Annotated in this window: 24 protein-coding genes; 8 read left to right on the plus strand and 16 right to left on the minus strand. The window is 45.6% G+C overall.

Features of this window, described 5'->3' with window-relative positions; genetic code table 11:
• Positions 1–318, minus strand: a 318-nt coding sequence (locus R8N28_RS15820; RefSeq protein WP_318183392.1) for a cation:proton antiporter, incomplete at its 3' end; no start/stop codon positions are given.
• 440 nt (positions 319–758) lie between these two features.
• Here R8N28_RS15820 and R8N28_RS15825 point away from each other — a divergent pair.
• Positions 759–3,422, plus strand: a complete 2,664-nt coding sequence (locus R8N28_RS15825) for a DUF2339 domain-containing protein (RefSeq protein WP_065275134.1) — start codon at positions 759–761, stop codon at positions 3,420–3,422.
• A gap of 88 nt (positions 3,423–3,510) precedes the next feature.
• Here the strand turns inward: R8N28_RS15825 and R8N28_RS15830 are convergent, their stop codons facing one another.
• From R8N28_RS15830 to flgB, 12 genes are read right to left on the minus strand one after another with little or no spacing between them, the layout of a single operon-like run.
• Complete coding sequence (locus R8N28_RS15830) at positions 3,511–4,551, minus strand: flagellin (RefSeq protein WP_005373996.1); 1,041 nt, start codon at positions 4,549–4,551, stop codon at positions 3,511–3,513.
• A gap of 18 nt (positions 4,552–4,569) precedes the next feature.
• The gene (gene flgL / locus R8N28_RS15835) at positions 4,570–5,469 is read right to left on the minus strand and encodes a flagellar hook-associated protein FlgL (RefSeq protein ID WP_005373998.1); all 900 of its coding nucleotides are present in this window, start codon (positions 5,467–5,469) and stop codon (positions 4,570–4,572) included.
• Between the two features lie 13 nt (positions 5,470–5,482).
• The gene (gene flgK / locus R8N28_RS15840) at positions 5,483–6,856 is read right to left on the minus strand and encodes a flagellar hook-associated protein FlgK (protein ID WP_005374000.1); all 1,374 of its coding nucleotides are present in this window, start codon (positions 6,854–6,856) and stop codon (positions 5,483–5,485) included.
• Positions 6,857–7,405 carry a rod-binding protein gene (locus R8N28_RS15845; protein WP_005384422.1) on the minus strand — a complete coding sequence of 183 codons (549 nt, stop codon included), beginning with the start codon at positions 7,403–7,405 and terminating at the stop codon, positions 6,857–6,859.
• Positions 7,406–7,415: 10 nt separating this feature from the next.
• Positions 7,416–8,552: a flagellar basal body P-ring protein FlgI gene (locus R8N28_RS15850; RefSeq protein WP_086026720.1), complete on the minus strand. Its 1,137-nt coding sequence runs from the start codon at positions 8,550–8,552 to the stop codon at positions 7,416–7,418.
• The gene (gene flgH, locus R8N28_RS15855) at positions 8,537–9,208 is read right to left on the minus strand and encodes a flagellar basal body L-ring protein FlgH (protein WP_017635111.1); all 672 of its coding nucleotides are present in this window, start codon (positions 9,206–9,208) and stop codon (positions 8,537–8,539) included. The genes R8N28_RS15850 and flgH overlap by 16 nt, the downstream gene beginning before the upstream one ends.
• Positions 9,209–9,240: 32 nt before the next feature.
• The gene (gene flgG / locus R8N28_RS15860) at positions 9,241–10,026 is read right to left on the minus strand and encodes a flagellar basal-body rod protein FlgG (protein ID WP_005374008.1); all 786 of its coding nucleotides are present in this window, start codon (positions 10,024–10,026) and stop codon (positions 9,241–9,243) included.
• A gap of 25 nt (positions 10,027–10,051) precedes the next feature.
• Positions 10,052–10,783, minus strand: a complete 732-nt coding sequence (gene flgF, locus R8N28_RS15865; RefSeq protein ID WP_005374009.1) for a flagellar basal-body rod protein FlgF — start codon at positions 10,781–10,783, stop codon at positions 10,052–10,054.
• A 12-nt stretch (positions 10,784–10,795) separates the two neighbouring features.
• Positions 10,796–11,992 carry a flagellar hook protein FlgE gene (gene flgE, locus R8N28_RS15870; protein WP_005374010.1) on the minus strand — a complete coding sequence of 399 codons (1,197 nt, stop codon included), beginning with the start codon at positions 11,990–11,992 and terminating at the stop codon, positions 10,796–10,798.
• Between the two features lie 27 nt (positions 11,993–12,019).
• Positions 12,020–12,703 (minus strand): flagellar hook assembly protein FlgD, encoded by a 684-nt coding sequence (gene flgD, locus R8N28_RS15875; RefSeq protein WP_005384410.1) that lies wholly within the window; start codon positions 12,701–12,703, stop codon positions 12,020–12,022.
• A complete protein-coding gene (gene flgC, locus R8N28_RS15880) occupies positions 12,703–13,137 on the minus strand; it encodes a flagellar basal body rod protein FlgC (protein WP_005374012.1) in 435 nt (144 codons plus the stop codon). Before flgC ends, flgD begins: the two co-directional genes overlap by 1 nt.
• 2 nt (positions 13,138–13,139) lie before the next feature.
• Complete coding sequence (flgB, locus tag R8N28_RS15885; protein WP_005374013.1) at positions 13,140–13,502, minus strand: flagellar basal body rod protein FlgB; 363 nt, start codon at positions 13,500–13,502, stop codon at positions 13,140–13,142.
• Between the two features lie 77 nt (positions 13,503–13,579).
• Between flgB and flgA the strand changes: the two genes are divergently transcribed.
• From flgA to R8N28_RS15905, 4 genes are all read left to right on the plus strand, one after another.
• Entirely contained in the window at positions 13,580–14,377 is a 798-nt protein-coding gene (gene flgA / locus R8N28_RS15890) for a flagellar basal body P-ring formation chaperone FlgA (protein WP_065275133.1), read from the plus strand.
• A gap of 135 nt (positions 14,378–14,512) precedes the next feature.
• Positions 14,513–14,794 (plus strand): flagellar biosynthesis anti-sigma factor FlgM, encoded by a 282-nt coding sequence (gene flgM, locus R8N28_RS15895; RefSeq protein ID WP_005374016.1) that lies wholly within the window; start codon positions 14,513–14,515, stop codon positions 14,792–14,794.
• Positions 14,795–14,814: 20 nt separating this feature from the next.
• Positions 14,815–15,252 carry a flagellar export chaperone FlgN gene (gene flgN / locus R8N28_RS15900; RefSeq protein ID WP_005374018.1) on the plus strand — a complete coding sequence of 146 codons (438 nt, stop codon included), beginning with the start codon at positions 14,815–14,817 and terminating at the stop codon, positions 15,250–15,252.
• Positions 15,233–15,979, plus strand: a complete 747-nt coding sequence (locus tag R8N28_RS15905) for a lytic transglycosylase domain-containing protein (RefSeq protein ID WP_065275132.1) — start codon at positions 15,233–15,235, stop codon at positions 15,977–15,979. Before flgN ends, R8N28_RS15905 begins: the two co-directional genes overlap by 20 nt.
• Before the next feature lie 435 nt (positions 15,980–16,414).
• Here R8N28_RS15905 and R8N28_RS15910 read toward each other — a convergent pair whose 3' ends face one another.
• Complete coding sequence (locus tag R8N28_RS15910) at positions 16,415–16,933, minus strand: NUDIX hydrolase (RefSeq protein ID WP_005374021.1); 519 nt, start codon at positions 16,931–16,933, stop codon at positions 16,415–16,417.
• Between the two features lie 277 nt (positions 16,934–17,210).
• Here R8N28_RS15910 and R8N28_RS15915 point away from each other — a divergent pair, with 277 nt between their 5' ends.
• The gene (locus R8N28_RS15915; protein ID WP_065275131.1) at positions 17,211–17,477 is read left to right on the plus strand and encodes a DUF333 domain-containing protein; all 267 of its coding nucleotides are present in this window, start codon (positions 17,211–17,213) and stop codon (positions 17,475–17,477) included.
• Between the two features lie 249 nt (positions 17,478–17,726).
• A complete protein-coding gene (locus R8N28_RS15920; RefSeq protein ID WP_005374025.1) occupies positions 17,727–18,383 on the plus strand; it encodes a hypothetical protein in 657 nt (218 codons plus the stop codon).
• On the opposite strand, the gene R8N28_RS15925 is transcribed toward R8N28_RS15920, so the two are convergent.
• The gene (locus R8N28_RS15925) at positions 18,373–19,215 is read right to left on the minus strand and encodes a YdcF family protein (protein ID WP_065275130.1); all 843 of its coding nucleotides are present in this window, start codon (positions 19,213–19,215) and stop codon (positions 18,373–18,375) included. The genes R8N28_RS15920 and R8N28_RS15925 overlap by 11 nt on opposite strands.
• Before the next feature lie 131 nt (positions 19,216–19,346).
• On the opposite strand from R8N28_RS15925, the gene R8N28_RS15930 reads away from it, so the two are divergent.
• Positions 19,347–20,717: an L-serine ammonia-lyase gene (locus R8N28_RS15930; protein WP_065275129.1), complete on the plus strand. Its 1,371-nt coding sequence runs from the start codon at positions 19,347–19,349 to the stop codon at positions 20,715–20,717.
• Between the two features lie 121 nt (positions 20,718–20,838).
• Here R8N28_RS15930 and R8N28_RS15935 read toward each other — a convergent pair whose 3' ends face one another.
• Positions 20,839–21,075, minus strand: a complete 237-nt coding sequence (locus R8N28_RS15935) for a hypothetical protein (protein ID WP_005374030.1) — start codon at positions 21,073–21,075, stop codon at positions 20,839–20,841.
• Positions 21,076–21,161 lie beyond the last annotated feature (86 nt).

Here is a 21,161-nt window from a genome sequence, read left to right on the forward strand (position 1 = left end):
ACTGGTTGCCGCCCACGAAATGATCGCCCCGATGGAAACAATGCTCCATACCGAACCACTCACGCCACGAATTTCTTTAAAATTTAAGGTCAAACTGCCTTCAAATAAAATCACTGCCACCGCCAAAGAGACCAACGGAAAGAGCAAATTACCTAATATCTCATCAGGATTTAACCACTGCATAAATGGCCCGACGATCAGCCCTGCCAACAACAAAAATAAAATCGCTGGCAAACGCAATCGCCAAGCTAACCATTGGCAACCTAAACCAATAACCCCAACCGCTGACAGCACCAGCGCTTCATTACCCACTTGCATCAATAATTACCTGTTTTTGTCTTTTTTCGCGTGAATGCGCTATACCCGAATACATTCAGCCTTACGGTCAAATAGAAACAACCGAACGTGCAAATCAAACGACTGACCTTCGATGACATCGCTACGAAACGCACATGTTTGAAGTCCTTTGGCGATCGCATCAGAACTATGAATATAGTTGACCCCCAATGACTTAACGACTCATTTTTGTTCATCAGGTCTTAAAGTGGCACACAAGTGTGCGACTTTGTCGAATTCATCATTACGCATTGAGTTTCATTATGTAGAATGATTTCTGAAGAAAGCGCGGAACCTAGCACTATATGAGGCTAAGGCATAGAGCATGAACTAAGCTTTAGCGTAAGTGCTCAAAGTTAAGAATCGTGGGTCACGCGACGTACGCAAGGAGAAATGGATTGTACGTAATACTAGCACTGTTCATGGCGTGTCTCGCCATCCTCATCGGAGTGAAAGCCGCCAACCGAGCTGCACTTTTAGAAAAAGAACTAGCCAAACTTCGTGAGGAAGTCACATCACTACGAGCCAGTGTCCATGGGGGCTCAAACCCACAAGTGCACCAACAATCCAGCATCGAAAAAGACACACCATCTGTAGCGACGTCACCTCACATAGAATCACAACAGAAAAATGTCTCATCCTCTGGGGAACATGATCCAGCTGCCAACCTAGATTTTGACCAGAGCGCTGCGAATCAAGGGTACGCCCAGACAAGAGAAGTGCAACTGGATGTTTTTAGTCAAGAAAATGAGTCATTCCTTCAGAGTAAAGTTCAGAGCCTGCTTAGCAACATTCAAGAAAATTGGTTGGTTTGGGTAGGCGCATTGGCCATGCTGATCGGTGGAGGTTATCTCGTACAGGTGATTGGTAGTCACATCCAGTTTTCGCCATTTATGCGAGTGTCCTTTGCCTTTGTGATCTCATTACTTATGGTGCTTGTTGGCGAGTGGTTTCACCGTAAAGAACAACAGAATCCGCAACGGGCAGCACGAGCCCAAGGCTTTACGTATGTTCCTGCTGCCGTTACCGGTACGGGATTAACGGGCATTTACTGCACCGTCATTTTTGCCTTTGTGGTTTATCAAATGCTAACGCCAAGTATCTCGTTGATCATTTTGGCTTCAGCAGCATTTTTCAGTTTAGCATTATCATTGCGACAAGGGCCGTTAATGGCCGTGCTTGGCTTAATTGGTGGCTACACAGCACCACTGTGGATTGGAGGTAGTGAACCCAACTACTTTTTGTTAGCCGGATACATCTGCGCGATTTCGTTCGCGGCGACCTTATTGATGCAAAAAGTGCGTAGGGCATGGATTACGCCAAGTATCGCGATTCCACATGTCATTTGGATGTTGCTGTTGATTGAGAGTGTACCAACAGAACTGTTGTTCTCGTGGCTCGTGATTTATCTCTCCATCACTTTGTATCTCATTTTCGCGGTTCCGAGAATGGGTTGGATGCTCAATCCTCGCTTTCGTCACTATCAAAGCAAGTGGACAAACTCGCCGACCGCTACCGCTCTCGCAATTGTATTATTGACCTTTTCTGCCGTCACCAGAATGCCGGAGCTGAACACTCTACAAATGGCGTACTGTTATACGCTGCTTGTTGCGATCATCTGGCTACCAGCACTTCGTACAGGCTGGTCATTACGTGTATTTTTGCCATCCATTCTCGTCTCGGCAACCGCGCAGATTGTTCTTACTATCGCTTTTGATGCGCTGTATATGTTAGAGCGAGAAGCTAGCATCCTATTCGCATTGGCGGTGAGTATTGCGCTGATCTGCTATCGAACATATTGCCAATCACTTAGTGGCCGTTCGCAACTCAGTGGGCTGCTTCTGCTGGTACTGGCTCCCGCGATGAGCTTAATTACGTTGTTTTATATTGACGAATTTATGCAAGGCTACCTTTGGTATTGGACTGCATTCTGCGCATTGATGGCCACTTACTACGTTGTGCTTGGTCAGCGTGCACGTTCGTTGGCATTAGAATGCTCTGCCGTTATGCATGCTTTAATCGTAGGTATCGCTTTTGTTTGGTTGAGCGACACTTGGTTAACAACAGCAATCTCAATACAAGTTGCGATAATGGCCTTACAGGCTCAAGTCGGGTTATTTCGACCTGCGAGTTGGGCGATTAAAGTGGCAATGGGAATACTGGTTATCCGACTCACGCTGCTACCTTTCATACCCGAATGGCAACCGGTAGAAGCTGGGCATTGGGCTTGGGTTCTGGTGAGTTATCTGCCTTCTCTCTTCATCTTGTCTTATGCTCGTTCAACACTAAAACAAGTGGACCGAGAACTGACCAACTGGTTTGAAGGGGCGTTTTTACATGTATTCTTAATGGCATTGTTCACCCAAACTAACTACTGGTTAACGGGGCAATATGGTTACTTGGGGAACATCGACTTCACAAGTGCGGCAGTCTTTGCCAATCAAGCATTAGTTATGGGTTTGGTATACAGCTACCGCAGCCAATTTGCGCAACGCTTAAGCCGTATCTACGAAATCTATAGTTACTTGCTTTGGTGCGCGTTCGCTATATTGATTATTTTGCTTAATACGGCAGAATCGCCGTTGGTGACTGATAACGTCTCGGCACAAGCACTTCCCATCTTTAACATGCTGAGTATCGGCTGGCTGTTACCAGCTTGCATCCTGCTTATCGCAACCTTTAAACGCTGGAATACGTTGCAAGTTCATCGATTTGCGATTGCTAGTCTAGGCTTTTTACTTGCAGCCATTTGGTTGGGGATGTCTATCCGTCAATTCTGGCAAACCACATCGATGATGCTGTATCAGCCAACCAGCATGGCAGAGTTGTTCAGTTATTCAGTGGCTGGCTTGCTCGTAGGTGGATTGCTGACTTGGCGCGGCGTGACCCAACAGGGGCTGATGATGCAGCGTGTCGGTCTAGTGGTCCTTGCCGGTGTCGCACTGAAAGTATTCTTATGGGATGTGAGCTCTCTGGATGGGTTCTGGCGAGCAATAAGCTTCTTAGGCTTAGGTGCATCTTTGATAGCACTTGGATGGCTATTCCAGAAATTGAATCGTTCGGTGGCAAAAGCACTCGAGCCCTAGACGAGTCAAAGAGAGATTCCCGACAGTGCGCTGTTTTCGTTATTGGGGGACGATAACAGTGTAAAGCCGGGAATCATTGGAGTGTTCGTTACTTCAGTAAAGCGACCACGGTATGACGACGCACGTTTGCTTGCGCATTCAATGCCTGAAAAGTTGAAGTAAACTCGCCAGACTTTTGCATGAATCCATCCAGTTTTGCATTCACTTCATTGACTGAAAGCTGTGCGGTTTTGGTTTGGATAGAACGCATTTGAGTATTCAGTTCACCATGAAAAGCTTTCGCTTCCTGCAAGCTCGTTTGAACTTGTTTCAGATGCTGATTTACTTTGGCAATCGTCTGCTTGATGCCATCGCGTGAGCCTAGATCAAACCCGAGCTCCGCAATACCATCTGGCTCAGACTTTAAGTTCAAAACGTTAGGCTGCCCCGCAGGGAATCGGTGCCCTTCCCCCGTTACCATCACCTTTTGCTGCATTTGTTGATAAGCGTTGTCTCTGGCTTCAAATAAAATGCTGCCATCATCGGCTAACGAGGCTCGCATTCCTAACGCAATCAAGCTGCGATCCAGCATTTTGACCGTTCGCTCACCGTCTGATTGTCCATCAAACTGAATCATCACCGCTTGACCTTGAGGAAAATCCAAACGGATTTGCTCGGCCTTGTCGCTTAAGCGATGAACATTCAAACCTGGAATAGAAAAGCGACGAATATCCGCTTTATCCAGTTTTAAGTGCAGTTCGTTATTTAGGACTTTCTGGCCATCGAAACGTGCTTGCTCAACGACTTTTTGGATGGTGGCTTTAGAACGAACCAATGTATCCTGCAAACCAGGAACATTTTGTACGCCTTGATTAATAGCTTGCGTCAAACCACGTTTAATTTGCGTGAGCTCTTTGCCAATCACCTGCAGCGATTTGGACGCGATCTGAACCGCCGTGGCTTGCTGCTGACCCTGTGTAAGCTGAATACCAGATACAGAGTAGGCTGACGCAGTGTCAGCCTGAATTTGCGCCGGGCGCGGTTTAATTGCCGTACTTGAGTCTGCAGAACGGGTCGGCATGATAGAGGCTTGTTCTTGTCCACCTAAGCGTATGCTATGGGGTCTAACCTCTACTGTACTCATTACCATAAAAAGAACTTCCTAACCTTATAATCGGTCAAACAACGACAAACCATCGATCTTCACATAGCTTGCTTGCGTTGCTTGCAAAGCGGCCATGTAATTACTCAATCGTACCGACGCTTCACCATAGTCCAGAGCAGAGAGGTCTCCAGATACTTTGTCAACGAACAGCTTGTTTTCACTGTGCGCGCCACCAACAAGATCTAAGTTGTTGTGTCGACCACCAATCTCAGTCATGGTCCCTAGTACGTTTGAAAAAGTATCGTCGATAGCGCTGATACTCGCCTCAACTTCAGCTCTGAAGTTGGCGGTAGGGCTCTCAAACTCTTTGATCAGCGCATCAATTTGGTTAAGCACGTTATGGCCTCCCCCAAGGTCCAATATTTCTTTTGCAGTCATATTGGAATCCATCGTGACACCTTTAGCAATTGTTACTACGCGCTTGTCACTATTACCTTCAATTACGTAGCTGCCGCTCGCTTTACTTACAGCCGCAGTATCCGTTTTAGTACCAGAGAAAAGGTAGTGCCCTTCTTCATCCTGCGCGTTAAAAGACGACTCAATAGAGTCACGGTAACTCTTAAGCTCTGTAATCATACCGCCACGACTTTCGTCAGTAAGAGAGCCGTTCGCACCCCAAAGCGCGATGTCTCGCATGCTTTTTAAGCTTTCTTTGATCGAATCTAAATGGGTTTCTTGACTCGATAGCGTCGTTTTTACGTTTTCAATGTTGTTTTTGTACTGAGCAATCGCACTGGTTTCTCGGTCTAAGTTAAGCAACTTGATCGAAGCCATTGGATCATCAGACAGCTTGGTTAAGCGCTTGCCAGTAGACATCTGTTGCAGAGCTTCGCCTAATCCCGCGCTATTGCTCTGCAAGCTGTGCAACATCATTTGACTAAATTGATTGTCACTAATTCGCATCTAAACTTTCCTCTTAGAATAACTGCAGAATAGAATCGAGCAGTTGATTTGCTGTGCTGATCACTTTCATGTTGGCATTGTGCGCATTAGCAAACATCATTAGGTTAGCCGCTTCTTCATCGCTGTTTACGGAACTAACATTATCGCGAGCTGCGTGCGCTTGCTTGTTCATGGCTAACTTCGCTTGATAATCAGCATTAGCTTGGCGTGCTTTAATTGCGGTTTGACCCACCATTGAACTAAAGGCATCGTTCAAGCTTACTGAGCCGTAACCTGATACCGCCACTGGCTTGTTGCTTAACTCGATCAATGATTGCAACGCATCTGCGTTACCAGGTGTGCCATCACTTGAGAACGCAAGCTCATCTGGAGTTAGCTTGGTAATATCCAAACTGGCTGCAGGGTTTGCTGGGTCATAGCTGAACAAAGGTTTACCTGGGTTGCCATTTAAGTCTTTGCCAGTTGCAAGCACGGCGTTGTATTCATCCGCGAGAGCTTTCGCCATGTCATTCAGAGCCAATTGGTTTGGTTTCAACACTTCGGTTTGATAGTCATTAATCGCACCTAATTTGCCACCAAGCGAGTCACCAATCGCAAAACTTTGATTCGAGAACGTGACGTGTAAGTCCGCCAAGTAAGGATCACTCGGGTCAGGAATGGCTTCCAGTTTGCCATGGTCCGTACCCATCACAAGCGGTTGACCAGAGGTTAGTGTGACCTGAACACTGCCGTCATGCTGCTGTGTTGTTTTGATTTCAATGGTTTGAGATAACTCACCGATTAACCTATCTCGTTCATCCATTAACTGTGATGGGTTACCACCTGTACCTTGCATCTCTACCAGTTGCTTGTTCACCTTCGCGATATTTTCCATAAGGCTATTCGCGTGGTTAAGCGCTGCATTACGTTGATCGCTCATGTCTTTATGTTGATTGTATAAAGATTCGGTAAGCGTATTAAAACGGCGGGCCAAAGCTTCAGATTCGTTAATGATCTGCTGGCGGTAAGGTATGGATTCCGGCTTAACGGTCGCATCGTTAAGCGCAGCGTTTAGCGAGTCCAAGCCAGCCGATATACTGAAACCATCGGCACCAAGCGTATTCTCCAGCTGACTCATGTTACTGGTGTATCCAGATGCGTATGCCGCCATACTGTTAGTCGACCACGTTTGCTTAATCAGAAATTGATCAGTAACGCGGCGAATGCTAGTGACTTCTACCCCTAAACCTGGACTTAAGCGATTGGCTTTACCATCATCGACAGACGCCATCAACGCTTGTTGACGACTGTAACCCACGGTATTCACGTTTGCCACGTTTTGCGCGGTTACGTCTAGGGCCACACGGTTCGCGCCTAAACCTGAAAGGGCAATATTAACTAGGTTCATTTACAGCTCCATTTTTCTGATCAACGGCTGAGAAAACGCGGTAGTCATACCGGCCTCACCGAATACCTGTTTAACAGAGGCGACGGCTTGAGAAGCGGTATTAAATAGGCTTGAATTCTTCTCCACCTCTTTAGAATCTACTTGTGAGATAGATTCAGAATTCGAACCTTTACCATCGTTAGCGGATGAGATGTTGCGCGCAGCATCGAAAGCAACCTCACGCATAGACGGGCTCAGCTGCTGGATGAGCATATTGGCAATGCCTGAGCTCTGTTTCTTTGCTAGTTCCATCGCCAGCTGACCGTCATACATATCACGGAACACCCCTTGTTGCTGACTGGCAAACGGGCTGTCTTTATCAGCAAGAGCGTCACTACTGCTGCGCATTTGGCGTAACACCATTTGTAGGAACATTGCCTCAAATTGACCTGCGACGACTTCAAGTGCGCCTTCTTGATCACGACTATGCTTGATGTTAGCCAATGCACTATTGTCGTGATAAAGCATCGAATTTAACTGAGTTTGTTCATTGGTACTGTCTAGCTTCATCCTTAACTCCTTATATCACGACCAATTCAGCGTTCAATGCACCCGCTTCACTCAAAGCTTGCAGGATAGACATCAAGTCTGTAGGCGTGGCACCTAAACTATTTACCGCATTAACTATGGTGTTAAGTTCCGTGCCTGGAGGCCAAATCACCATCTGAGCAAGATCTTCATTCACATCAAGGTCCGTTTGGTTAACGACTTTCGTATCGCCATTTGCAAACGCATTAGGCTGACTAACTTGTTGTGATTCAGAAATTCGCACGGTCAAGTTACCGTGACTTACTGCTGCTTCACTCACTTTGACACTCTTACCGATCACTACGGTGCCAGTGCGAGAGTTAAAGACAATACGAGCAGGTTTACGGCCTTCAACGACGCTCATTTCTTCAAGCATCGACATCATGACGACACGCTGCTGTGTATCTTTTGGTGCACGCATATCAATGCGCGCTTTATTGATCGCAACTGCAACGTTAGGCCCAAAAGTGTTGTTAATTTCACGCGCAATATTTTTTGCTGTAGTGAAGCTAGGCTTGCGCAGGTTTAGGGTGATTTCATCACGTTGGTTGAAATCGGTTTTGATTTCTCTCTCTAAAGTCGCACCATTCGGAACGCGACCCGCCGTTGGTGTGTTTACTTCTACTTTGGAGCCACTTCGCCCCTCTGCAGATAAGCCCCCCACAACCACGTTGCCTTGCGCAATCGCGTACACTTCGCCATCAATACCACGTAAAGGCGTTAGCAATAACGTACCACCACGAAGGCTCTTTGCATCACCGATTGAAGACACAACCACATCCAACGTTTGTCCTGGGCCTGCCATTGGATCAACGGACGCTGTCACACTCACAGAAGCCACATTTCGTAGCTTAGGGTTCATACTGTCATCAATTTGAACCCCAAACTGACGTAGCATGTTGGTAATAGATTGAGAGGTAAATTTCACTTGGTTTCGGTCACCTTGGCCGGCTAAGCCAACCACCAAACCATAACCAACCAGTTGGTTTTCTCGAATGCCGCGAACATCGACCAAGTCCATGATCGGAATTTCCGCTTCAGCACGTGAAGTGCCTGGTAGTCCCAAGGTCAACACCAATAGGAGAGACATAAAGAAAGATTGCATTGTCTTCATTAGAAAGGTACCCATGGGCTGTTGAAGAACTGAGTTAGCCACCCGGCTGCGTTGCTGTCAGCTAGCGCTCCGCGACCTGCGTAGGTAATTCTTGCATCAGCAATTCGTTGAGAAGAAACTTGGTTACTGCGGTTAATATCATCCACACGGACGATACCGGTTAGACGAATAAACTCGTCGCCTTGATTCAGACGAAGCCATTTTTCACCGCTGATACGCAATACGCCATTAGGTAATACTTCGTGTACCGTTACCGTAATGGCACCTTGAAGCTTGTTGCCTTGTGAACTTGATGCACTGCCATCGAAGTTACGTTTGCCATCCACGCTAACCCCTAACTCATCGATAGTTTTCGTGCCTATGGTCGGCGCCACAAAGTTAATTGCTGAACTTTTACCGAACTTAGTACCCGCATTTTTACTCGATGAGGTTTCTTCTGATAATTGAACCGTTAATACATCGCCAACTCGGTAAGCACGACGATCCTGGAACAGGGTCATCGTGTATTGGTGACGATAAAGGCTACCAGATTGGGTTTCCGGCAGCGTGTAATCGAGCGTTGGTGGTGCATATTCCTCAGCATTCGGCTCAGGCGGAATAAATTCCTGACGGCCAGCACATCCCACCAGCAACACGGCGGCTACTGCCCAACTCTTAGAAAGCCATTTCATTGCTTTTTCCTTCATCATCACCAATTTCATACTTACATTGATTGCGAAACAAACTTCAGCATGTCATCTGCAGCAGAGACCACTTTCGCATTCATCTCATACGCACGTTGAGTGGTGATCATGTCGACCATCTCTTCTACTACTTGTACGTTTGACCCTTCCAGTGCACCTTGCTTGATAATGCCGGCACCATCAGCTCCTGCAATCAGCTCATCAGCTGGACCGCTGGCTTCCGTTTCACGGAATAAGTTGCCACCCATGGCCTCTAAGCCTGCTGGATTGATGAATTTTGCAAGTGTAATTTGACCAAGCTGCTGAGGTGTTGGATCGTCTGCTGTTGTTGTAGTCACGGTGCCATCAACACCCACAGAGAAAGAGACCGCATTGTCTGGGATCTGGATTTGAGGCTCTAAAGGCAGGCCCTGACTGTTCACCATTAAGCCTTCTGAGTTTCGATGGAACTGACCATTACGTGTATACATGATCTGTCCGTCCGAGTTTTCTATTTGGAAGAAACCCTGACCCATTACAGCAAGATCCAACTCTTGCGTTGTGTTTTGGGTATTACCTTGCGTGAACACTTTTTGTGTGCCAACAACGCGAACACCGCTACCTAGCTGAATACCACTTGGTAGTTCGTTAACTTGGTCTACTTGTGCGCCTGGTTGACGCTGAATGCTGTAGAAAAGATCTTCAAATACGACTCGGTCACGCTTAAAGCCAACCGTGTTTACGTTTGCTAGGTTGTTAGAAATGGCAGTCATCTTCGTGTCTTGCGCTGCCATGCCTGTTTTACTTACCCATAATGCTGAATGCATTTTTTACTCCTTTGCGGGGCGAGACTTAGCTCGCCGCCATTAATTTGTTACCAGCTTTTGCTAAAGTTTCCGCCGTTTTCATCATGCGAACTTGCATTTCAAAGTTGCGCGTCAGCGACATCACACTAACCAATTCATCAATAGCAGATACGTTACTGCCCTCAATGTGCTCAGGAGAGAGTTGCACGGTTTCATCTGCCGCGAATGGCACGCCATCTACGCTGTGCAGCAAGCTATCGCTCTCTTTTTGCAGTTGATTAATTTCCGGTTTAACCAACTTCAAAGTGCCTGCCACAATTTCTGCGCCGCCACCTGGTGGGATCACTGAGACTTGACCACGCTCGCTGATTTCAATCTTTTGATAATCCGGCACAACCAAAGGACCATTGTCACCGAGGACAGGGAACCCATTGATTGTTAGAGCGCCAAAAGTATCGACCTGAATATTGCCTGCACGGGTGTAAGCTTCGTTACCCGCTGGGGTTTCTACAGAGAGATACCCCTCACCCATAACCGCAACGTCCAACGGACGTCCTGTTTTCACAATATCGCCAGCGTCGAAACGTGTTGAGGCAGAGTTGGTCACAACCATAGTGCGACCATCAAAACCTGGGCCTTGCATCTCTACACTACGCACACGCTCCATATCCGCTCGAAAACCCGCAGTATCAGCATTTGATAAGTTGTTTGAACGAACGTGCTGCGCTTTAAGAACTCGGCTGGCACCCGACGTTGCCGTAAATAACAAACTATCCATGCAAAACTCCCATTACACCGCGTTAAACAAAGCTTGAGTAAGCTTGTCGCTGGTAGAAATTGTCTTTGCGTTTGCTTGGTAGTTGCGTTGTGCAGTCATTAGAGCAACAAGCTCGCTGGTTAAGTCAACGTTAGAACCTTCTAATGCACCCGGAGTTAGGTCACCCATCGTACCTGAACCCGGAACACCCATAATTGGAGCACCTGAGCTAAAGCTTTGAGTCCATGATGTTCCACTCACTTTCGCTAAGCCTTGTGTGTTTGCAAAATCAGCAAGAACAACCTGACCTTGTAGCTGTGATTGGCCGTTAGTGTAAGTCGCGTAAACCATGCCGTTACCTTCAACGCGTACACCTGCAAGTTCACCTGATGTGTAACCGTTAGGACTATTAGTACTTACGCCAAAAGCTGCACCAAATTGCGTGCTGCCTTTCAGGTTAATGTCTACACTCATCGCGTTCGCGCCTGCAGCAGGGAATGAAACATTAAACGGCGCAGTTGGTGCTGAAAGCGAGCCGTCTTTACCAAACGTTACAGGCACAGTTGCTACTGGCGTCGTACCGCCATCTACTTGAACGTTCACTTCCCACGAGTTAGAAGCAGTCTTAGTAAAGTACTGAGTTACCGTGTGCGAGTTACCCAGTGAGTCGTAGACTTTTGTTGTGTAAGACGAGTTAAATGAGCTTGGATCTTTTGGATTGAATGGCGTTACGGCTTTATCAATAACAGACGCGCTTGCGTCGAAGTTCGCAACAAAATCTAAGCTGTCTGTTGCTTTAGCATTCAGTGAGGAAGTCGATACCTGAATATTACCCACAGAACCTGTCATTAGGTTGTTGTTGCTATCGACACTGTAACCTTGAAGCTTTGCACCGCTGTTAGCCGTAACAAAGTTGTTCTTATCCGTTGAGAACACACCTGAACGTGTGTACAACATTTGACCCATATTATCTTTAGTAACAAAAAAGCCACCGCCATTAATAGCTAGGTCCATCGCACGGCCAGTTCCTGTGATACTGCCGTCTTTGTCGAAGTTCTGTGAAATTGACGCGACTTCCACACCACCAGGTTGCATGCCGTTATATACAGCGGAGAATTCTGTGCGGCCACCTTTAAAACCATACGTTGATGCGTTGGCAATGTTGTGACTGATTGTGTTTAGCTCTGTGTTGGTCGCGTCCAGACCACTTAGTGCGATGTTAAAACTCATAAATAGACCTCTGATTTCCGTATTTGGTTAAGCACCAAACTGAGTGATTTGATAGAAAGGAACGTTGCCAACGCCATGGACATTGACTAATGCTGCGCCACCGGTATTAGGAATGCGCACTTGCTCAACAGTGCCTGCCATCAGCACATTTGGACTTGCTTGCCCTTCTTGCACTTCTACGGCCACTGAGTATTTGCCTGGTTTAAGACCAAGTTCTTCAGGATTAATTGAAAAGTCGACGTCACCTTTGCCGTGAGCACCTAGTGGCACTTTAGTTGATTGACCAAATTCATCTTTAACAACTAACGTGACTTGGTTTGAGCTATGAGCGAGTTCGATTTTTCCGTTTTGTACGTCTTCACCAAGCTGAAATTCATCCGCATTGACGTAAACCGTTTGCCCAACAAGGCCCGCTGTTGATAGCACTTGCATGTTGTCCAGTAACACCATGCTCTGTTGCATTGTCTTAGACATATTCTCGGTACTTTGTACCTGCGAGAACTGAGCCAATTGACCAACGTATTCCGTACCATCAAGGGGATTAAGTGGGTCTTGGTTTTGAATTTGAGCCACCATCAAAGAAATAAACTCATTCTCCAATGAAGAAGCGCTGTTCATGTCTTTAGGGTTTGGTGAGATACCGTTGCTGTCTTTTGCTTTTGTATTTACTGGAGCGTCAGACGATAAAGGGGTGTATTGTGCAATACTCATTAGCTGCCCTGCCCTAATCTAAGCAGACCTTGCTGCATACTTTTTACATTGGCTAATACTTCAACATTCGTTTCGAAGCTGCGTGTTGCGGACATCATGTCTGCCATTTCAGCAACTACATCAATATCTGGGTAAAACACATAGCCTTCATCATTAGCCAGTGGGTTGTTCGGCTCAAAACGCTTCTCTGCATCTCCAGCATTTTTAACAACGTCAACAATGCGAACTTCTGCATTGGGATAAGCTCCATTTTCTGTTGTCATTTGCGTTTTTTGGTACACAGTCGCAAATACTGGCTTAAGCGCTTTATAAGCATCTTCTGGATTTGCAGATACTGCATCTGCGTTTGCTAAGTTACTGGCTACCGTATTCAGACGCACAGTTTGTGCTGTCATCGCGGAACCAGTGATCGAGTAAATATCAGTGAATGACATAATTAACGTCCCTCAATCGCTTTCGCTAAGCCATTAAATTTCATGTTGAGAAACGTCAGGCTAGTTTGAAAGTCCATGTTGTTTTGCGTGAATTTTGCTTGTTCAACACCAAGCTCTACGGTGTTGCCATTTTTGCTATTCTGGTAAGGCACCGAGTATTGGGCCTGAACCTGGAACTTTGGCACCGGTTTGTTCACACCACCTGCCGTTACTTGGTTCATTACGGTGGTGAAACTTAGGTCTTTCGCCAAATACCCAGGGGTGTCAACATTTGCTAGGTTACTGGCGAGGACTTTGGTACGCTGAACGCGAAAATTAAGTGCCTCTGGATGTACTCCTAAAGCATTTTCAAATGTGATCGCCATGCATCTTCCTTACAGTTGGCTCGAATACGCCAACATACAAACAAGATACGTGCCATAAAAAATAGCTATATATATCAATGATTTACAAACAAGGATGGAAGCCAAACTTCCGGTTCTCGGAAAGCATTAAAAACAAGAGGAAAGTGTCCACTTCCTCAACAATAATGCTGACGTTACTCGCTTTGACATCAGAACAAGCATTCGCCAACACCAATGACAAAACCCTAAGCGTTGAAGAGATAAGGTCCGTTGTAGCAACGGATTTCGAACAAGAGGTGGATCGCGTAGCGCTCTCCAATCAGTGGGGGGAGTACAAACTAGACTTCGACATGTGGGTGCCCGGTTCAGCCAATCACTTGCCAGAATGTGAATCTCCTTTAGTTATCACAGGTCGTGACAACAACACGTTGCCAGTCGGTAACCTCAAGCGCTCAGTCAGCTGCGACAATATCGCATCACCATGGCGAATTAACGTTACGATAAAGTCTTCGCTGACTCTGCCTGTTTTGGTCGCGACAACCACGGTTGGCCGAAATGAAGTCGTAACGGCTAAACACATAAAGCTTGAAACCCGAACCATCTCTCGCCAAGACGATTTTTATACTCGCCCCGTGCAAGCAGTAGGCTTAGAAACCTCTCGTCGTTTGCGGGCTGGACAAGTGGTTAATCCATCCAATTTGTCGGCCCCACCTCTAATCGAGAAAGGCAATGAAGTCATAGTCATTGCGAGCAAAAATGGATTTAGTGCCAGCACAAAAGGAGTCGCCTTAGAAGATGGAGCGAAAGGGCAACAAATTGACGTGGAAAACCCAAGTTCGGGCAAGGTCATAAGAGCAGTCGTAACTGGATTAAACCAGGTTCATACTCAATTTTGATTTTTTGACTCGGGGTAACATTTTTTAATTTTGGCTCTCGTCAGTAACACTGAACTTCGAGTACAAAAAAATATTTAATGTTTATCACATTCTAACCGCCTACTTAATTTAGAACATGATGATGAGGACCACAGCATGAAAATCGACAAAGTCGCGGGCGGTCATGTCCCACAAACAAAATTACAGCAAGCAAGCAAACAGCCTGTCGACGTCGTCGAACAGAGCAAAGTACACGAGCCTGCATTTCAAGCGAATACCGTAGCGATAGATCGCGCTCAAGCTGAAATGGCATCACTACCTGATGTTGATATGGAAAAAGTAGAACAAGTACGCAACGCATTAGCGCGTGGTGAACTTAGCCTAGATACAAAAGTGCTATCCAAGGCAATCATGCAGTTCCATACAGGTCACGAGTAATAAAACGCTAGGAAGACATCATGGCAAGCGCAGTATCGCAGCGAATTCAACAATTTGTTCGCTCTATATCTGAGGATATTAAGCTTTATCAACAACTGCTTCCTTTGCTGCAGCAGCAAAAGGTATTGTACTTAAAGTTTGATGGAGAGGCACTGAACGACAACGTTCAGAAACAAATGCCGATACTCAATAAACTCAGCCGCTCCGCCAATGACAGAAGCCAGTGTATGCGAGCGCTGGGGTTAGCGTGTAATGACGCCAGCGTAAAACGAATTTTCAATGCTTTGCCTGCCCAAATAGGTATGCAAGCTAGAAAACAATGGGCGCTATTGGAAACGTTGGTAAGTCAGTGCCAACAATACAATCAGAGCAATGGCCACAGCTCTGCGGCGTTCCATGAGTTGGTCAGTCAACTCAAACAACCTGTGCAACACACTTATGAAGATAAATCGTTCTAAACGATGTTCGTCTTGCCTACAGATTCAGTCGCCATCTCGGCTGAGTACTGTAGGCCTTTTTATTTTTATTGCCTTTCTGTCCTACCTTCCAATCACATGCCAGGCAAAACCAAATGCTGCCGATATTCAAACGCAGTATCAAGTATTAGCCCCATACAAGCCACAAATTGCCAAGCGTCTCGATTCATCCAAACCGGTAATTAACCACATTTTCAAACAGCTTCAAAACCACTCATTACCAAATAGCCTAGCCTTAGTGCCAATGTTAGAATCTTCTTACAACCCCAAAGCCGTTTCTCACGCTAACGCCGCCGGACTTTGGCAATTGATACCAACCACAGCGAAACGATTCGGATTAACGATAAATACAAAACAAGACGATCGCTTTGACACTGAAGCCAGCACAACGGCCGCGCTCAAGTACCTGGCGTTTTTATACAACAAATTCGATCAAAATATGGCTCTCACTTTAGCTGCATACAATGCCGGAGAAGGACGTGTTGCACGTGCTATTCAGCGAGCAGGAAGTCGAGATTTCCAACAACTCACGCTGCCTAACGAGACTCGCCAATATGTCAGCCGCTTCTATGCATTGGAAAAGTTGATAGATATCGGTCAGTTACAATCCTCATCATTTCAACCTTTACTCTTATTTGCTCCAGACGCTCCTATGATTTCACAACCGCTTGTCGACTTTAGCCGACTGCCTCCGCTAGTTAATTTGTGATAAAAGCTACGACAGCGCTCAATGTCAGAGAAACGTAAAATCACAAGATCCTGTTCGGCGGATTTGAAAACTCGTGATCTCTATGCAAACGTGTGCAAAAAAGTTGAGGTAAGGTATCTCAAAGATAAGAAAGAGTAGTGGTTTACTAAAAAGCGCCCCAATTGCGCTTGGCAATTGGGTAGATATGCGTCACATTGCGTTTGCAAAAAAACATGAAAACCAATGGTCAGACCTAATAATTATTTACACACTAAATGTAAAACAGCTATTGTTTTCATAGTTCGAAACAAATCTAACATATCAAGATGACGCTTCGCTTGCGCGTCTGGAATAAGTCCGGGTTCCGGGGGGGAGTCCGGACTTTTTTATTGCTCTAAAATCTTTGCCCACAATAGAGCCAACAGAAGCTAAGTCGTAATGATGCAAACTAGCTGTTTATAGTAATTCTTTAGAAATCAACTGAAGTAAAAACGTTTCGCGCTCAATGCTCATGCCTTTTTTCGGGCTTTCTGCCATCGTTTTTTCATTGTGTGCAATTGCTTCGTGTATGTTCATCCATACCGGGCGCATTCCATTTTTAACTTCGTAATCTTCATACGCCGTTTCGCCTAGCTCACGTTCGATTTTACATGTATAACAATACGACACCATGTGCATCACGTCAGCGTCATCCTTGTACCACGGACGAAACTCCTCAAAGATTCCGAAAGGCTTAATACCATGTATATTTTGGGCGCCCGTTTCTTCCTCTAATTCACGGACTAATCCAGCAATGACATCTTCACCATCATCAATACCACCGCCTGGTAGCGTGTAGTCATGGTAACGTTCTGTATAGAGCAACAGCACATCTTCACCATCAAGTACAATGGCTCGCGCTGCATTGCGCTGAAAAACAATTTTGTCATCCAAATGCTCTATGTCTGGATGAACGGTCGATTTTAAATGTCTCATCGAAAATACCACGGTCAATGTTTTGTGCGCATATTACCGAATTTCACACTTTAAATCATTGTTGTAGACCAGGTACGTTCGAGCGCTTGTCAGGAAGTGATTGATATGACCTTCACAACAATACGCCTAGAACAGAAGTGTGACGTGCTAATCAGCAATAAATGAGAATATCTAAATTCTTATACGTCCCTCTTACTTTTAACATCGATAAGACAATAATCTCTTAAAGTTGCCTATAATCAATACAATACTCGCCCACCCCATGCGGAGATAAAGAATGAAAAAGACAAATTTAATGATGGCTATGGCTGCAACATTGGTACTGGCTGGTTGTTCAACTTACGAGGGAGCGACCCGATCAACTGAGTATACCTCCGTTGCAAATCCCGCAGCCGTATACTGTGTTCAGAAAGGTGGTGAGCTGGATACCGTGTCGGAAAACGGCGAACGTGTCACTTACTGTGTGCTGTCGGACAATGAACGCGTCGAGCAATGGGAATACTATCGCGAGAATCACAAAGAAAATGAGGGTGACAACTACTAATTATTTTTATCGATACGTCACCTTCCCTCTATCACTTAGGAGCCTTTGGGCTCCTTTTTTATTTGATTTATCAAAGTGTTCTTACGTTGTTTTTACATATCTCTGACTTTACCGCACATCGACCCTATATCGAACAGTGTTCTATTCTTGACATTCCCCTGACATAACTTTCCACTTGGACAATAAAATTCCAAACACAGATCACACTAATTCACATTTCTTCCACATTTTCTGGGACAGGTGAGCAAGATGAAAACACAAATAGTAAAAGAAGCCGAGTCAGCCCCAAGCAACGTTGTTACTGAAAAATCAAAGCGCATTATTTATAAATCGAGTTTAAACGCCTTGATGATTGTCGCTATAAGTATTCTCGTTAACCTTAGTCTTCGTCTTGATTATGTCGTGTTGGGATCAAGCCTTGGCGAGCTTTCCGTTACAGAAACGCTCCAGCTTGTGATGCTTGCTATTGCATCATGGTCGTTTTTCAGCTTATCGAAACAACAGCCTCAGCTAAAGCATGCGGCTATTTTGATTGCAGGATTTTTTGCAGTACTGATTATTCGCGAAACGGACTATTGGACAGACATGATTCATCATGGCTCTTGGGTTTTCCCAGCACTTGCTGTCACCGCACTGGCTTGCGCCAAAGCTTACCAAGGTGGTAAAGGTACCATGAACGAAATGGCGACCATTTTAACGGTGCCACATATGAAGCTATTAGTTGGTGCTGTAATGCTATTATTAGTCTTCTCTCGTTTGTATGGTATGGGTAGTTTTTGGCAACAAGTGATGGACGAAAATTACATCCGTGATGTTAAAAATATCTCAGAAGAAGGTATAGAACTGCTTTGCTACTGTTTGATCGCATTAAGCGCCGTCCGCACAAAACGCGAGCTTAATGAATAGACTCTGGGTCAAAGAGACGGTTCAATGCCGTCAGTATCGGATGGAAGATACTTAATGCCTTTTCCGCAGCACCTACAGATTCATCCAAGGCCGTCATTTCGACGGCCTTTTTCATTTCTTCAATATGTTGCAAAGCCTCTTTATCGAGCGGTAAAGAGAGCAATTTGTGAATAGCATCTCTTGCGATCATAAGTGGCTTTTTTCGGACAATTGATAAATCTCGGAAAAATGCGCCATGCTTGATCCCTTCTAAATAAACTCGGTAGGTTGTGAGTTCATCGAGTAGCAAGAATGTCTCCGCCATAAGCCCTTTATGTGGGTATGGCACGCTAATATGTTTGCTGATATCCAGTGGAATATTGAGGGTCACCCCCATGGATTCGCAATCGGATTTAAGTACTCGTAATAAGCCTTGCTCATCCATCAAATTCTGGATATCAATGATTCGTTCGAGGTGGTAGTCATTAGACAGCAAGATAACCTCAACCGGATGCCCCGACCATAACTCGAACAACCCACTTTTGCACAAAACTTGGGAAACATAACGCATGTTTTGAAACGTGTTCAACGACTCCGTTTCTAAGAGTATATGACGTTCAGGGAACGGATTCACAGAGTCTGCGTTTAGGGTTCTAAAATACGCGTACATCGCCTCTGCTTCAGAAACACTTTGTCCTTGCGTTACTCCGCCACAAAAAATAATCGCCGTTCGCTCTGTCGGTAGTGATGCAGTCCTACAAGACAAAGCTTCGACTCTTGTTATGCCCTCAGAGGTCAACCTGTTATTGACGAGACGTTTACCTAAAACGATGACGATGTTGTCTAACTTCATTTTAAAATCTCGCGCTTAGTTGGCAGTGTTACAAAAATCTTCTTTCACTCCCGACCCACAAGCTTTAACATCTAGTTAACAACACTGTTCTAGAGACCTTTATAAAGGTTCACTGCTAAAGGAAGTCAATTATGCTGTCGATTTTCGATATATTTAAAATTGGTGTCGGGCCATCCAGCTCCCATACTAATGGTCCTATGCTTGCCGGATTCCATTTCACTCAGCTAGTTAGCGACTCTATGGCGAAAGTGCATCGGGTGCAAGTGGACCTTTATGGCTCATTGTCACTGACAGGTCGAGGGCACCATACAGACCGAGCCACGGTCCTTGGTTTGATGGGAAATAAACCTGATACCATCAAAATGAGCAGTGCCAAAAGTGCGCTACAAAATACCATAGACAATAATACGCTCATGCTCGCCGGTACACACCAAATTGAGTTTAGCTACGACCATGACATCGTCTTTCATAGCGACAACCTTCCCTTGCATGAAAATGGCATGACGATTACGGCATTAGACGCTGCTGGAGATCAAGTAGCGTTTGAAATTTATTACTCCATTGGGGGCGGATTCATCGCCACCGCCGACGAACTAGAGAACGGCACGCAACAAGATGAGGTCGCAGTACCATTTCCGTTTACATCCGCAGATGAGATGCTGGAAAAAGCCGAGACGAACGGTTTCAGCTTGGGAGGCATGATCCTCCAAAACGAACTCGCATTTCGCTCAGACGAAGAAATTAACCAAAGAGCAGAGCAAATTTGGAAAGTGATGTCGCTCTGCATGCAACGTGGCTTCGATACGGAAGGGATTTTGGAAGGTGGTCTAAATGTCACTCGTCGAGCACCAAACCTTTTGAAAAAGCTCGAAGCCAACGCTGCAATTGAAAACGATCCGATGGAGATCATGGATTGGATCAATCTCTTCGCCTTTGCGGTTAGTGAAGAAAATGCAGCAGGAGGGCAAGTCGTCACTTCTCCAACGAATGGTGCAGCAGGGGTGATTCCGGCGGTATTGATGTACTACCATCGCTTCATCAAAGAGCTCGATGTTAAACAGCTAAAAGACTTTCTCGCAGTCGCCGGCGCTATCGGCATCTTATATAAAACTAACGCGTCAATTTCTGGTGCAGAAGTGGGGTGTCAGGGAGAAGTTGGGGTTTCTTCATCCATGGCTGCCGCTGGCTTAACAGCGCTAAGAGGGGGCAGTAACGAGCAGATTTGTATTGCTGCGGAAATTGCGATGGAGCATTCATTGGGTATGACTTGTGACCCGATTGGCGGCTTGGTTCAAGTACCTTGTATTGAAAGAAATGCCATGGGAGCAATGAAAGCGATTAATGCATCGCGTATGGCATTAAAGCGCACAAGTAAATGTTTAATTTCGTTAGATAAAGTTATCGAAACCATGTATCAGACTGGTAAAGATATGAATAAAAAATACCGTGAAACCTCTTTGGGGGGCTTAGCTGTCATTCATATGGCACCGCCATGCGAATAATGGCAGGTGGTCATTGCGCTTAGCTTCTCACCATACGCTTATCTGGTAATTATGATCTGATGATATTACATATAGAAATGCCGCGTTCTTCGCGGCATTTTCTTAACAAGAAACTATTCGATTAATCACGTCGACCACGAAGTTCAATTTTTTGAGTTGCAGCATCCGAATGGATTGTTACACCGCCATAGGCCATTTCATTGCGACCCTTCAGCGTCAATTGAGAATCTGCACGCTCTACGTCAACCTGATTTTTCGTTGCCATCGTCATATCAATCGTGCCCGTGTATGACCCATCGCCAGCAAATGCTACGTTTGTTGAGCAAACCATCAAAACAAGTGCGATTAGTTTTTTCATACATCACCTCTATTATCGTTCTTACTTTCTGTCGGTGGAAAAACTGTAACAACAGAAACGCGCTCATACGAGGAAAGCCATTATTT

The sequence above is a fragment of the Vibrio sp. Vb1554 genome (assembly GCF_033344235.1).